The 14,684-nt window shown below is 26.6% G+C and carries 13 protein-coding genes; all 13 read left to right on the top strand.

The window, feature by feature from the left end:
• The first annotated feature begins 17 nt into the window (after nt 1–17).
• Nucleotides 18–491, top strand: coding sequence for a BTA121 domain-containing protein surface lipoprotein (locus BRE_RS06555; RefSeq protein WP_232212744.1), 474 nt, complete (start codon nt 18–20; stop codon nt 489–491).
• The gene (locus BRE_RS04840; RefSeq protein ID WP_232212745.1) at nt 492–1,727 is read left to right on the top strand and encodes a BTA121 domain-containing protein surface lipoprotein; all 1,236 of its coding nucleotides are present in this window, start codon (nt 492–494) and stop codon (nt 1,725–1,727) included. It begins immediately after the preceding gene.
• 82 nt (nt 1,728–1,809) lie between these two features.
• Nucleotides 1,810–3,462 (top strand): BTA121 domain-containing protein surface lipoprotein, encoded by a 1,653-nt coding sequence (locus BRE_RS04845; RefSeq protein ID WP_012539337.1) that lies wholly within the window; start codon nt 1,810–1,812, stop codon nt 3,460–3,462.
• A 322-nt stretch (nt 3,463–3,784) separates the two neighbouring features.
• On the top strand, nt 3,785–4,420 hold the full coding sequence (locus BRE_RS04850) for a BTA121 domain-containing protein surface lipoprotein (RefSeq protein ID WP_012539338.1): 636 nt from the start codon (nt 3,785–3,787) through the stop codon (nt 4,418–4,420).
• Between the two features lie 412 nt (nt 4,421–4,832).
• Nucleotides 4,833–5,489: a hypothetical protein gene (locus BRE_RS06560; protein ID WP_232212746.1), complete on the top strand. Its 657-nt coding sequence runs from the start codon at nt 4,833–4,835 to the stop codon at nt 5,487–5,489.
• A gap of 37 nt (nt 5,490–5,526) precedes the next feature.
• Nucleotides 5,527–6,036 (top strand): hypothetical protein, encoded by a 510-nt coding sequence (locus BRE_RS06565; RefSeq protein WP_232212747.1) that lies wholly within the window; start codon nt 5,527–5,529, stop codon nt 6,034–6,036.
• A 96-nt stretch (nt 6,037–6,132) separates the two neighbouring features.
• Nucleotides 6,133–6,747, top strand: a complete 615-nt coding sequence (locus tag BRE_RS04860; protein ID WP_012539339.1) for a nicotinamidase — start codon at nt 6,133–6,135, stop codon at nt 6,745–6,747.
• Between the two features lie 207 nt (nt 6,748–6,954).
• Nucleotides 6,955–7,827 (top strand): hypothetical protein, encoded by an 873-nt coding sequence (locus BRE_RS04865; protein WP_012539340.1) that lies wholly within the window; start codon nt 6,955–6,957, stop codon nt 7,825–7,827.
• A 169-nt stretch (nt 7,828–7,996) separates the two neighbouring features.
• A complete protein-coding gene (locus BRE_RS04870) occupies nt 7,997–8,278 on the top strand; it encodes a hypothetical protein (protein WP_012539341.1) in 282 nt (93 codons plus the stop codon).
• Nucleotides 8,279–8,560: 282 nt separating this feature from the next.
• Nucleotides 8,561–8,764, top strand: a complete 204-nt coding sequence (locus BRE_RS04875; RefSeq protein WP_041178222.1) for a hypothetical protein — start codon at nt 8,561–8,563, stop codon at nt 8,762–8,764.
• Between the two features lie 80 nt (nt 8,765–8,844).
• A complete protein-coding gene (guaA, locus tag BRE_RS04880; protein WP_012539342.1) occupies nt 8,845–10,386 on the top strand; it encodes a glutamine-hydrolyzing GMP synthase in 1,542 nt (513 codons plus the stop codon).
• A gap of 32 nt (nt 10,387–10,418) precedes the next feature.
• The gene (gene guaB / locus BRE_RS04885) at nt 10,419–11,867 is read left to right on the top strand and encodes an IMP dehydrogenase (protein ID WP_041178223.1); all 1,449 of its coding nucleotides are present in this window, start codon (nt 10,419–10,421) and stop codon (nt 11,865–11,867) included.
• A gap of 299 nt (nt 11,868–12,166) precedes the next feature.
• Nucleotides 12,167–13,108, top strand: coding sequence for a hypothetical protein (locus tag BRE_RS04890; protein ID WP_232212748.1), 942 nt, complete (start codon nt 12,167–12,169; stop codon nt 13,106–13,108).
• The last annotated feature ends 1,576 nt before the right edge of the window (nt 13,109–14,684 follow it).

A 14,684-nucleotide genomic window follows, 5' to 3' on the forward strand; every position in this document is an offset into this window, starting at 1 on the left:
TAACTTGGAGATGTTTAATGGTTAGGGGAAAAGATTTTTTTTTATTGTTATTACTAGTGTTAATGGTAATAGATTGTAATTTAAAATCTCCAAAAGTTTTGAATTCTGAAATACCATCAAATATGGGCTTTGTGTCTAGAAAATCATTGGAACAAAATAGTTTATTTAATACGTTTGAAGACTTTTTGGAAAATAGTGTTGAGATTAGAGATATTGATGTTAATAAGTTACTTAATAAATTTAAAATTTCAGATGAAGGCAAAGAATTAGTTTCGTATATAAAAAAAATATTGTGTGATCCTGATGTTGTAGATAATAAAAGTGATTATAAGATATATACAAAATCTGAATTTTGTAATTTGTTAAATAATTTGGGGTCTGATGGGGTTTATGAATTAAGGAAGCATTTATGGTGGTCTTATAGTTTGTTAAAAAAAGCAGAGGCAGCTGTTAAAGGTATTAATAACAATGTAAAAAGAGCAGAATTATAATTGAAATTAGATCTTAACAAAAATGCTTATCATTTAGATTTAGGAAAAATATTTAGTGAATCAAATATTGGCGATATATATGACAACATTGTCAATTATGAAAATCGTTTTGTTAAGAGTTTTGTTGATATTCAACAAAGTGCATTGGGGATGATTGATTCCGAAAATCCTGATGTAAATCCTGATGTAAATCCTGATGTAAATCCTGATGTAAATCCTGATGTAAATCCTGATGTAAATCCTGATGTAAATCCTGATGTAAATCCTGATGTAAAATCTTTTGTAAAACTTGCAGAGGGGCTTTCTGTTGATGAACAGAAGGCAATTAAGTATATCAAACAAATAATAGTTGATTCTAATACTAGTGCATGTCAATTTTGTATTGAATATAGTGATGATGGTTTTGATGCTTTGCTAGGCAATTGGACTTTCAGTCAAATTCAGAGACTTGCAAGAATGTGTTTAAAATATCTTGAAATGAGAGATGATATTGAATATAAAATTAATAATCTTGATAAGATAGAAGAAATAGAAGCTACTAAAGAGGTGCAAGATAGAATAAAATCGGTTTTAACTTTATTAAAGGATTCTTTTATTTTTTCTTGGTCTATTTTTAAGGATAAGTATCCACAATATTTACAAAGTTTATTTAGTAAGTCTACTGCTGCTGAAGTTTATGAGAGTATTCCATCTCTCGATTTTCTTTTTGATCCTAAGTTTACAAAAGATTTTTTAATTTTTAATTATGTAATGAATTATTATTATAATGCTATGCAGGACTTTCCAGTTATATATAATAAGTTGTCTGATTCAGAAAAAAAAGAAGTTGAGGATATGAGATTAAAAGTAGTTGATTCTTCTGTTAATAATTTATCATCTGAAAATACTGTTGTTGATTATGAATTTTATTCTTTATTAGGTGATGGTAGATTTTTTCTTCCAGCACTTTATGCTCATATTAAAGTTATGAAGATTATTAGAGAGAAAGATGATTTTGTAGATATGATTAACATTGAGCTTAAAGATTTTGATATGTTATCAATAATAAGTGATGATTTTGATAAGTTTGTACTTAATTATCCTGCATATTTGAAACAATTGTTTTTGCGATTAAAAAAAGATAGTAAAAATTTTTTTGACTTTACTGATAGTAATTTGTATCAACATGATTATAAGAATGAATTTGAGAAAATTATGAATAAAATTGGGGAAATTTATAATATTAAAAAGGCTTAGGAATTGAAAAAATCTGGATCATGATTTGTAGTGAACAATAAAAATTAGTTAATATTTGATATAAATGTAAAAGGAGATATTTATGTTTGGGGAAAAAATTTGTGTTTTATTAGTATCATTGGTATTAATAATAAGTTGTAATTTAAAATCTTCGGATCTTGCTAAAGATGGTAAGGGATTGGAAAATTCTTTTGGTAAATCTGTTGTTGTTGGTCCTTTATATGAAGTTAATAGGTTTGTAGATGAGCCTTTTAGTCCAAGAGTGGAATATGATACACCAGCTGTAAGAAAGGGTGTTGAAGAAATGGGTATGGGTATAGATATTGGTGATATGGATGTTGAGCTTGATAATTTGCTTACTAGACTTAATATACAAAAAGAAGATAGAGATGTATTTGTTTATCTAAAAAAAGTATTATGTGATCCTACTATTACGGATGATCAAGGTGTTTATAAGACATATACAGTTTCTGAGTTTCATGATTTGTTGGATAGTTGGGGAGCAGGGCAAGTTTCAGTTATTAGGTCAAAGTTAATTAGAGTTTTTACTTCATTAAAAGCATTACGGGTATTGATTGGTGATTGTAGGAACAATATTCTTAAGCAAGGTTTATTGAATAGATTGATGTTTGTAAAGAAAGAGTATGAACGTTATCTTAAGAAAGTATTTGATAGTTCTGATTTTTCGATTATTAAAGTTTCTCTTGAGTATCACAATCCTTATTATGGAAAATTCGGACTTATTGAAATTGATGCATCAAATTTTAAAGATTTAACAGATGTGAGAGATCGTTATTCGGCATTTGTTGATGATGACCAAAAAAGAATTCAAGAGATAAGAAACATATTAACTTCTGCTAATATTGCTAGAGGTCAAAATTTGAAGACATATAGTGATGATGAGTTTGATATTTTATTTAGTAGTTGGAGTAATTATCAACTTAAAAGAGTTGTTAGAATGCATTTGGGATATATGAGAAGGGCAAGAGATGTTAAAGTTCAAATTGGTTATTTTGATGATATGAAAAATATAGATATCAGAACAGAGTTAAAATATAGACTAGTTACGAGTTTGACAACATGGAAGCTAAAATTAGAAGATACATTGTCTCAAAAAGACAGCGGTTATCCAGAGTATTTAAAACAAATATTTAACAAGTCTACTGCTGTTGAAATTTATGACAATATTCCATTTTCTTCAAAGTATGATATTAATGATTATAACTTTTATTTTCCTTTTAATGATGCATATTTTTTGGATATTGATAGATATTATTCTATTCGTAACGAATTTATTTCCAAGTATAATAAATTATCTTATGCAGAAAAAGTAGCAGTTGAATTTATAAGAAACATAGTATTTAATGCTAATATTGCTGCCGATAAGGGTTATAAAACATATACAGATGATTATAAATTTTATCTTATCTTTGCAAGCAGTGATTATTATTTTTCAGAACTAGTACAGCGTCAATTGAACTTTGCTACTTGTCAATCTTATATTGAAGAGTATATTAATGAGATTAAGGAAAACCCTGTTAGAAAGAACAAACTTTTACAAAAGAGAGATGAGCTAGTAAAAAAATATCATGTTAGTTTGAAAAAATTCTTTCATGGTGTTAATGAGGCTACTTTTGAATTTGATGATTCTTCACGGAAAAATTATAGTGAAGTATGGGACATTCAACTTGATTTTGAAAGCTTTTTTGATAATATTGCTGTTGAAGGTTTGTAATTGAGAGATATTTTATAGTTTCCATTTAATAAATCAGAATGATTAAATAAAGCTTTCAAGGTGTTCTTGAGGCTTTATTTTTTATTATACATTATTTGTAATTTGTATAAAAATATATTTACTTTATAAGTAAATAGTTTAATTATTATTAAACTCTTTTTTAATTAATTGATATTAATAATGGTTATTAATATAATTTCTGTTATAATATGGTTTGTACTATATTTATAATATTGTTAATTTAACAAGAATTTAGGTATAGGTAACAACTATTAAGTAAAAAATATAAAAAATATATTTAAATTGTAAGAGGAGATATTTAGTGATTAGGCAAGTATTTTATGCTTTATTGTTATTATTAGTATTGATAATGAATTGTAACTTAACATCTAAAGATGTTTCTGATTTTGATGGTACTTCACTTGTTGTGAATTCTTTGATTGATCAAACATTAGACAAAGGAAGTAGATTATTAGAAAAGTATGAAGAGGGTGGTATTGATTCTATAGACCTTGAACTTTATGAGTTACTTGATTTATTTGGGGTGTCAAAAAATGGCAAAATGTTAATTTTTTATATAAAAGAAGCATTGTGTGATTCTGATATTGTAGATGCGCAGGGTCAGTGTGAGATATATGACTATATTCAGTTTTATGAGTTATTAAATAATTTGGGAGCAGATAAAATCATTGAAATTGTGAACCATTTGCTTGGAACTTTTAATGCATTGAGAGAAGCTGAACTTGCTATTAGTAAAGTTAGTGATGGAGATTTAAAGAGAGAAATGCAAATTAGATTTGATCTTAAAAATAAAGCTTATAAATTAGATCTAAAAAAAGTATTTAGTGCATCTGTTCTTGATGAGCTATATAATCAAATTATCAGTTATGATAGTTCTTATATTGATGATTTTATTAATATGAAAATTGATGCATTAAGCAAGTATTCTAGGAACTGAGCATCCAATAAATTATTATTTAACCCTTTCTGATAATGTGTAGAAAGGGTTTGATTATATAAAATCCGTAGTAATTGATCCTGAAATTGTTAAGACTTAAGGTTGTAAGACATATAGTGATGATGAATTTGATGTTCTTTTTATTATTATATTGATTTTAAGGACTTCGTATATAGGATTATGCGAAACTGTTAAAAACATTTATTATAACTTGTTATATATAATAACTATCATTAGATGAATTTGTTTCTTGATAAGTTGTGTATTTTATCTGTTTATGTATTTGAATTTTTAATTCAAGTGATATGTCAAATATAAGATAAGTACAATTGACATTTGAGCTTAGTAGTTTAATTTATATTTGATATTGAGTGATCTTGATGATATGATTTATAAAAAGGGAGAATTTATGATGAAATTAGGTATGAGGATATGTGCAACATATTGTGTATTGAGTGTATTGTTTTTTAGTTGCAGGCAATCACGTTTTACAGAAAGTGGTATTCGAACATTATCAAAATTAAAATATAATCAAAAACCAAGAGTTATTATAGGTAAAACATCAGCAGCTTTATTGGGTGCTACTTTACTATTAGGTGGTTCTTCTGAGGAAGTCTCTAGACCATCGGGTAGTTTAGAAGAAGGTGTTTTAGACACAAGAAATAAACCACAAGATTTGTTGGGTGTTATTCAACCAGCAGTTCCTGCAGCAGAAGAAGTTGTTATTCAACCAGCAGTTCCTGAGGTAGCAGAAGGTATTATTCAACCAGAAGTTCCTGCAGCAGAAGAAGTTGTTCAACCAGAAGAGACACATGTAAAAAAACGTGTAAAAAAATATTATGAACAAGACGGGAAATATGAGAATAAATTTGATTTTACTATTGTTGATCGGGAGGAATTTGTATATGAGGAATTAAAAACACGGGAAGATGCTTTGAAAAAATTTAAAGACATAAAATCGCTTTTTCATGAATTTTATTACAATAAAGATTTTGATTCTAAACCTTATAATTATGGCATGTCTTTTCCCAATTTAGTTTTTTCTGAGATTTTTTCTTATAAACCCTAATCTATTTAATCTTCGTCATCCAATTAGATATGTTTATTTGGCTTTGTGGTATAATGGTGATAGGATGTATTGGTTGGCATTGGCGGCACATAAAATATATAGTGTTTATAAAGAATCAAAGTATCATAAATATTATGAATATAAAGAAGCTTGTAAAAAATTTGTAGATAGATTATCGGATATGACAACCGGTAGTTATTATTATTTAAATTTTAATCATGATTTGCCTTATAGCAATGGTAGTAAGATAGATAAAAAAAATTTTGAAACTAAAGCAACACTTGAGGATTTGAGCGAATTAAATAAGCATTTTGTGCAATATATGAACAAAATGAAGAATGTTGTAAGTGTTGTGACCTCTAATGTGTATGAGGTAATTCAGAGTGTACATGAGGGAGATGAAATTACAGCAGAAGATTTTTATAAGATTTTTGATAAAATGAATAATGATGCAGATATTCAAAAGGGAATAGATATTGTGATAAAAGATAAAGAGAAAATGATGGCAATATTTAGGGAAATAGTTAATAGAGTGAGGCTTGATTAGTAAATAAAAAATTTTATTGTAAATATATTTTAGGATATTTAAATAATTAACTTTGATAACAAAATTTAAATTTTAATTATATGATATACTTATTTAATGAAAAGTACATTCTTTCATTTAGTTTTGAATAATTCTGCATTGATACTTGTAGATATTCAAAATGATTTTTTGCAATCAGGAGCACTTCCTGTTCCTGATGGTAGGGATATTATTCCTTTAGTAAATAAACTTCAAAATTGTTTTAAGCATGTTATTGCAACTAAGGATTGGCATCCTGAGAATCATATAAGTTTTTTAAGTGAAACTAATATTAATGGTTGGCCTAAACATTGTGTTCAAAATACATGGGGAGCAGCATTTCCAAAAGATTTAGACGTTGAAAAAATCAAAGCTATTTTTTTAAAAGGACAGGATCAAAATTATGATAGTTATAGTGGATTTTATGATGATTGTAATAAAAAGAATCCTACGGGGCTTTTAAAATATCTTAAGAACAATGAAATTTGTGTGGTGTTTATAGCTGGTTTGGCATTGGATTTTTGTGTAAAGGAAACTCTTATTGACGCTCATAATTTGGGATTTAAAACTTATTTGATAATTGATGCTACAAAAAGCATTTCTGATTTTCCTGAATTGATAATTATAGAGCTTAAGAAGCTTGGAATATTGACCTGTTTTTCAAAAGATATTTTGATTAATTGTGATTTATGATGATTTTAAAGAATAGTATTTTTACATTTTATTTTTATGTTTAAATTTAGTTTTTTGCAATCTTATAAATTCAATTATGGGTAACAGATTTTTATTTTGAGTTTTATATGTTAAATGCTATATCATTGATACTAATGATTATAAAAGTTGATTAGTATTGAGGTTTTAAAAATTAGAATTTTGTAGTATAATAGAAGGCTGTTATTTATGAGTGTAATGATAAATATTATGAGTATTATTATTTGCTCGGTCATTACTTTTACTAGTTGTAGTGTAGACGAGAAAAATAATCTAAGTATCCAATTTCCTGAGGATGATTTGGATGAGGTGCTTCATGATGATGATTCTGAGCAAAATCAAATTCAGCAAGACGGTGATATTTGGAAACATCTTAATGATTCTCAGGAACAAGTGGAGAAAGGGAGTGTTGCTCAAAGAAATGATTATGAGATAATTAAAGAAAAGGTTTTAGAGGGATCCGCAAATGGACAACAATTTGTAATAGAAAATGTTTTGGAAGTTGAAAAATTAGATGATTATTTATTGAATAATTCATTTTATTCTGTGCAAGGTATTGTAGATCATATAGCTGAGAGAATTGTTGTTGAGAAAATGTCTGAGCATAGTGATATATTGTCAACAATGTCTCAAAAAGATCTATTAAAAGTTTATAAAATAATATTTAAAACCAATTTAAATGATGGACAAAAAGAAGCATTAGAATTTTTGGAAAAAGCTTTAGATAGTAAGATTGATAAGTTAGATAAAATTTTTGTTTTAGATGAAGATGAAATTAAAAATATGCTTGATATAATAAGTAATAATTTAAATATTATAAGGGAATTTGAATCTTCCAATGAGTTTATCTTTGATTCTGATGTTTTAGATGTTGTAGAAGTAGTAGAATTTAAGAGTGATGATGTAAGGGTAGAGTATGCGGAAGTAAAGAGTGATTTGAAAGGAGAAATTGAGCCTTCACTGGATGATTATTTATTTGTTATAAATGCTTATTTTAATGATTATGATGATATTAAAGTTATTGTAGATAATGTCAATTCTATTAAAATTTTATCACCTTAGTTTTGTTTTTATGTTAAAAATATTTGTATATGTGTTTTGAAATTTTTAGTATGAAAGCAAATTAGTTTTATGATTTATATATTTTGTATTAAGATGTATAATATTTATGTATTATGTATTAGTAAATTAATCATTTGTTTTATTCTTACTTGTTGAAAGGTTAGATTATATGAAAGAAGTTAAAGAAATTAAATTTCCTAAGAGAAAAAACTTGAAGGCCGAAGAGATGGATATTGAAGATTTTATTGCTCAAGTTGACTATACTACTATGCAGTTAGATAGAGAGTTTCGAGAGTTTCAAAGACAATATGGTTCAGATAAAAGTCTTGATGATTGGATGGTGCATATGGAGCAGGAAAATCAGATTCAAAATAAAAAAATTCAAGAAACATCTGAGACTTTAAGTTCACGTTTTGCAAAAAAACTTAATGGTGTTATTGGTAAAGATTAGGAATTTTCTTTATTGTTATTTAATTTATTTAGATTTTAAGCACCATACAGATTTTGTAAAATTTGGTTTGAATTTGTGATATAAAGATTTAATGTTGGAGTGTTATAGGTCATGTTAAGATATGATTTACAGCATTTCAGCATTAAAGGTAATTTAGTAAGCCATTGTATACCTTATTTAAATTAAGGGAGTAGGTTTTACGTTTGATTATGAAATTTTTGTTAGTTTGTATTATTATTGATGATATGTTTTTAGTTTTTTAATTCAGATGGGAGGTTTGTTGTGAGAATTATTATAAAAAATGTTATTTTGATTTATTTATTTGTTATATTTAGTTGTAGTCATAATTTATTTATAAAACCAAAATCTGGGCTTGTGAAAGATTATGCTTCAGTAATGGTGGGTGATAAAAAGTATTATTATATGGAAGAATTTCCTATTAATTTTGATTTGGTATTTAAGTTTGTGGATAATGAGCATAAATAACAATACCTGATTTTTTGTTAATGTAATAAAATTATTTTTATGAAAATTGTAGACTAAATGATTATTAAAGGAATTTTATAGTGAGTAATAATGCAGTAGTTATCTTGGATTTTGGTTCTCAGTATAGTCAACTTATTGCAAGAAAAATTAGAGAGATGGGTGTATATACAATAATAGTTACATATTCTCTTTCTGCTAAAGAAATTAAGGATATGAATCCTGTAGGGTTAATTTTAAGTGGCGGTCCTGCTTCTGTATATTTGGATGAAGCACCTGGTGTTGATATTGAGATTTTTGATTTGGGTATTCCTATTTTGGGGATATGTTATGGTATGCAATTGATTATTAAGGTATTTGAAGGTGTGATTTCTAAGTGTGATAAGCAGGAATTTGGACATACTGAATTATTTATTGATGATAATAAAGCCGATTTATTTTTAGAGCTTCCAAGTAAATTTGAAGTGATGATGAGCCATGGAGATAATATAGAAAAAATACCAGAGGGTTTTAAGCAAATTGCTTATACTAAGATTTGTGTTGGAGCTGTATTTAATTTAGAGAAAAGAATTTATGGTGTACAATTTCATCCGGAAGTAAGTTGTTGTGATATTGGTAATCAAATATTTATGAATTTTGTTTTTAAAATTTGTAAAGCACAGACAAATTGGGATTTAAGTAATAGTATAGAAGATTTAGTAAAAGGTATAAGACATGAGGTAGGTGATAGTAAGGTAATTTTGGGACTCTCTGGAGGAATAGATTCTTTGGTGTGTGCTTTGCTGATTAATAAGGCAATAAAAGATAATTTGATATGTGTATTTGTTGATACTGGCTTTTTAAGGAAAAATGAAGCCAATGGGATATTGGAATTTAATAAGAAGTATAATTTGAATATAAAACATATTGATTCTTCTTTGTTGTTTTTAACTAATTTAAGGGATGTAGATGATCCTGAAGAGAAGAGAAAAATTATAGGGAAAACATTTGTAGAAATTTTTGAAAAGGTGGCATTAGAAGAGGATGATATAAAATATTTAGCTCAAGGAACTATTTATTCAGATGTTATTGAATCTGATGTTAAGAATAATGTTTGCTCTTCAACAAATATTAAATCACATCATAATGTAGGAGGACTTCCCGATAAAATTAACCTAAATTTATTAGAACCGTTAAGGAATCTTTTTAAAGATGAGGTAATTCAATTGGGAGTGCAATTGGGTCTTGAAGAGGAAGTTCTCTATAGACATCCATTTCCAGGGCCAGGATTGGCAATAAGAATAATAGGGGAAATAACAAAAGATAAGATTGATATTTTGCAAGGAGCTGATCATATTTTTATAGAAGAGCTTTTGATAAATGATTTATATTATAAAGTAAGACAAGCATTTGTGGTGTTATTGCCTGTAAGAACTGTAGGTGTTATGGGAGATAACAGAACATATGAATATACAGCTGTCATTAGGTGTGTTAATACTTTAGATTTTATGACAGCTAGTTGGGTTGAGTTACCTTATAGTTTTTTAAGAAAAGTTTCATCAAGAATAATTAATGAAATTAGGGGGATAAATAGAGTGTGTTATGATATTTCTTCTAAGCCTCCAGCGACGATAGAATGGGAATAATTATAAATTAGTGAATGAGGGAGAAATAATTGATGGATAAAATAGTAAAAGAAGCTTTGACTTTTGATGATGTTTCTTTAATTCCTAGGAAATCATCTATATTACCTAGTGATGTTAATTTGAAGACAAGATTAACAAAAAATATATATTTAAATATACCTTTTTTAAGTTCAGCTATGGATACAGTTACAGAAAGTAGAATGGCGATAGCGGTGGCAAAGGAAGGTGGGATAGGTGTTATACATAAGAACATTACTATTGAGAAGCAAAGGAAAGAGGTGGAAATAGTAAAATCTTATCATCGTAATGGGATTATAAGGAATCTTATTACGATTAATGAGGATACTAGTATTAAAGAGGCTAGAAGGTTGATTGTTAAACATAATATTTCTGCATTGCCAGTTACAGATCATGCAGGTAAAATATTAGGTTTAGTAACCAGTAGAGACATTAAGTATATTGCAGATGATAATATTCCTGTGATTAATGCAATGACTAAAAAATTAATTACTGCAAAAGAAGATATTACGTTGTCAGAAGCCAAAGAGATTTTATTTAAGCATAAGATAGAAAAGTTACTTATTGTTGATGAGTCAAATAGTTTGCGAGGATTAATAACTTGCAAGGATATAGATCATGTTGAACATCAAGAATATTTTCCAAATGCATGTAAAGATATGAATGATAGATTGAGGGTTGGGGCAGCTGTTTCTACTGATGTTGATACTTTAGAGCGTGTTGAAGAATTGGTTAAGGCAGATGTTGATGTTGTTGTTGTTGATTCTGCACATGGACATTCTACTAAGGTAATTGAGATTGTAAGGAAAATTAAAAGTAAATATCCAAATTTGGATGTTATTGCAGGTAATATAGTAACTAAAGAAGCGGCTTTTGATTTAATTGATGCAGGTGCGGATTGTTTAAAAGTGGGAATAGGTCCTGGAAGTATATGTACAACAAGAATAGTTGCAGGAGTTGGTGTGCCACAGTTGACAGCAATTAATGATGTTTTTGAGGCTTGTAAAGATACAAATATTTGCATTATAGCAGATGGTGGTATTAGATTTTCAGGAGATATAGTTAAAGCAATTGCTGCAGGAGCTGATAGTGTGATGATAGGTAATCTTTTTGCTGGGGCTCATGAATCTCCCTCAGAGGAAGTAATGTATAATGGCAAGAAATTTAAGATTTATGTTGGTATGGGATCTCTTGCTGCTATGGCTAGGGGTTCTAAATCTAGGTATTTTCAATTTGAAAGTAAAGATTCTTCTGGGAAATTGGTTCCTGAGGGGATTGAGGGGATGGTTCCTTATGTTGGTAAGGTAAAAGACATTATCTTTCAATTAAAGGGAGGTTTAATGTCTGGGATGGGATATTTGGGAGTTGAGACAATATTAGAATTAAAGAGAGATTCTAAATTTGTCAAAATAAGTTCCGCATCATTAAGAGAATCTCATACTCATGATGTTTTGGAGAATTAAAAATTTATTGTTTGATTTTGTAGTGAAGTTTTATATTATTTATAATTTTGAATTTTATTAAATAATTGTTTTATAGTTATCCATTTATATTTGCCCTAAATTTAGGGTAAAAGTCTTAGTGTATATATGATGAAATTTAATTTCAAGATAAATATATTTATATAATTGATGTTCTATCTGTATATAATTTCAGTGTTTACTTTTTTTATGAATTTTAATCAGTAGTATATTCTTGATTATTGCTAATTTGGAAGTAAAATGTTGTACACAAGCTTTTGATTTTAAAAAGGAGGAGAAAAATGACCAGATATAATGATGTATTTATATTATTGATGCTAATATCTATAGTATCATGTAAAAATGCAGTTGACGGAACTAAAACTGTCAAGGATGTAAATGGTAATGCAAGAAATGGTTCTAGAGCCAAGGGTGATTTTGTTGTAGCTAATGGTTTTGATATAAGGAATGGTCCTACTCTAGAGAATAATTCTGGTATTGATAATGCTAATATTAGAAATGATGTTGATCGATTAAGCAAAGATGATATTGTTCAACTTAAAACTTTTATTACAAAGTCTGTTAAATATGCAAGATCGTTATGTCTTCTTATACAAGAGTATCATACAATTTATAGTTTTCTTAAAAATTATGTGTATTGTGTAAATGGTTCTGGTAATTGTGATAATGCGAAATTAACCAAGGAATCTATAGATGTCATAGTAAAAATGAAGGTTGATAATATTGTTGATAAACTTGAGAATATTTTAAATTATTTTAAAATACATAATCCTAAGATGAGTATAGATTCAATTGAACAACTTAAGAAAATTTTTAAATATCATGTTAATTTTGTCTTTGATAGTAACGAAATAAAAATGGATCAAGTTGTTGATGTTGTTAAATTGATAATTAATTCTTATGAAAATGTTATTGATACTGCTGTAAATATGTATGCTGATATGTTTTCTTTTATAGTGTCTCAGTGTTCTTCAAAAAAATTAGCGGAAATTTCTAAAAATTTTGTTCGAAGTATCAGATTATGTATGAAAGAAAATGATAGTAATAATATTTTATTGGTTCAAATTATGATTTCTGTTTTTGAATCTATTTTTTTAAATCAGGGAGATATTAGAGATGTTAAAGAAAATGCCAGAAAGTTATTTTTTTATAGAAGAGGAAAAGAATTATCAAATTCTATTGATGAACTTTATGTTGTGTATCATATAGCCAGACTGAATTAGGTTTTATTTGATTTTTGTTTTTATTAATGGTCTTAATATTCATTAAAATGGTAAAAAAATGCCAATATGTTATTAAATTGTCAACAAACTTAACTATATTTATCTCATATTGTACTCATTCTATATCTTTGATTGGTTATAAGAGAAAATAAAGAGTGATGTTTAATAATATTGATGGTAATTAATAAAATTACTGTTTTAATTTTGTTAATTATCATTAATATTATATATAAAAAATTAAAAATGCTATCCTATATATATAATAATAGTGCATTTTAAATTTAATTATTTAATTTAATAGGTTGAAAATGTCAATGTTTTTGAAAATTTATATTTATAAAGGTCAATACTTCATACTAATTTCCATCAAAGAGATTTAATAAAATTTAAATACTTATGCTTTTAACATATTAAATCAATGTCAGAGGTGAACTTTAATATCTATATTTAAATTATTACTATTTATATTGACATATAAAATCAAATGTACTTGTAATCCTTCATTTAGTGTACTAATGATATTAATTTTACTAAGTTTATAGTATTGATTGATATGGGAATATAAAAAAAGAAAAAATATAAAGTTGTGGTGATGCTGGAGGATGGATTTTATCTTCAAATAGGTATTGTAATTAGTATTTTGTCAAATATGTAAAGATTTAATTAAGAAAAACATGTTAGTGTATGTTTTTTATAAAAATATGAAAGGTAAGAGACAGCAAAGGTAGTGAATTTTTAAATATAAATGATAGTTTTGATATTAATTTTAAGCAATTTAGATTAAGATTTGGAATTATTGTTTTGTTAAAAATAGTTTGGATAATAAAAATTTGATAATAAAGTTATGATGTAATTAAATATATGCTCATTATTGATAATAATATAGGTTTAGTTACTATGAAATTTTTCTAATAATTATTTTCAGATATGTTTTAGTTGTTTTTCTCTCATATGAATAAAGAGAACCTCAGAATTATGTGATGATGCGTATATATAAGAATTTATTATATTTGATTGCTTTTTCCTTTTATTATTTTGATTTCAATAAAGTGAATAATCTGCATCATAGTTATCTAAAAAAAAGGTTTACCTTTGAACGCTTCATTTTGATCATTTTTGTATGTCATTACTTTAGTTGTTTTATAATACCACTATTGAAAAAATTTTCTATAAACTTTGATCAACAACAGGAACACTTCTAACAGCAGTACTTTCTTTATCAGAAGATCTTCTCTTTACTTATCAAAATTATCTTTAATATAAGTTTTCTTATTAAAATACAATATAGTAAATAAAACTTTAGCGATATTAGAGAGAATATTTTTACTTTCAAAAGGAGTATTTCACAAAAATATAAATAGGAAAAAGATGTTAATAAAATAAAGAGATCTTTAGAAAATTTTGAAAACAAAGTAAAAAATATTATGAGAAATTTATATAAATATGATGAAAAATCTTTATCAGAGCTAGGAAGAAATTTTTTTACTTTGTTTTCAAAAGTATAGTTAGAAAATAAAATAAAAAAATATTAATAATGAATAATGAAATAGGTAAAATATAAATAAAATTAGTGGAC

The organism is Borrelia recurrentis A1 (assembly GCF_000019705.1).
Classification (GTDB): domain Bacteria; phylum Spirochaetota; class Spirochaetia; order Borreliales; family Borreliaceae; genus Borrelia; species Borrelia duttonii.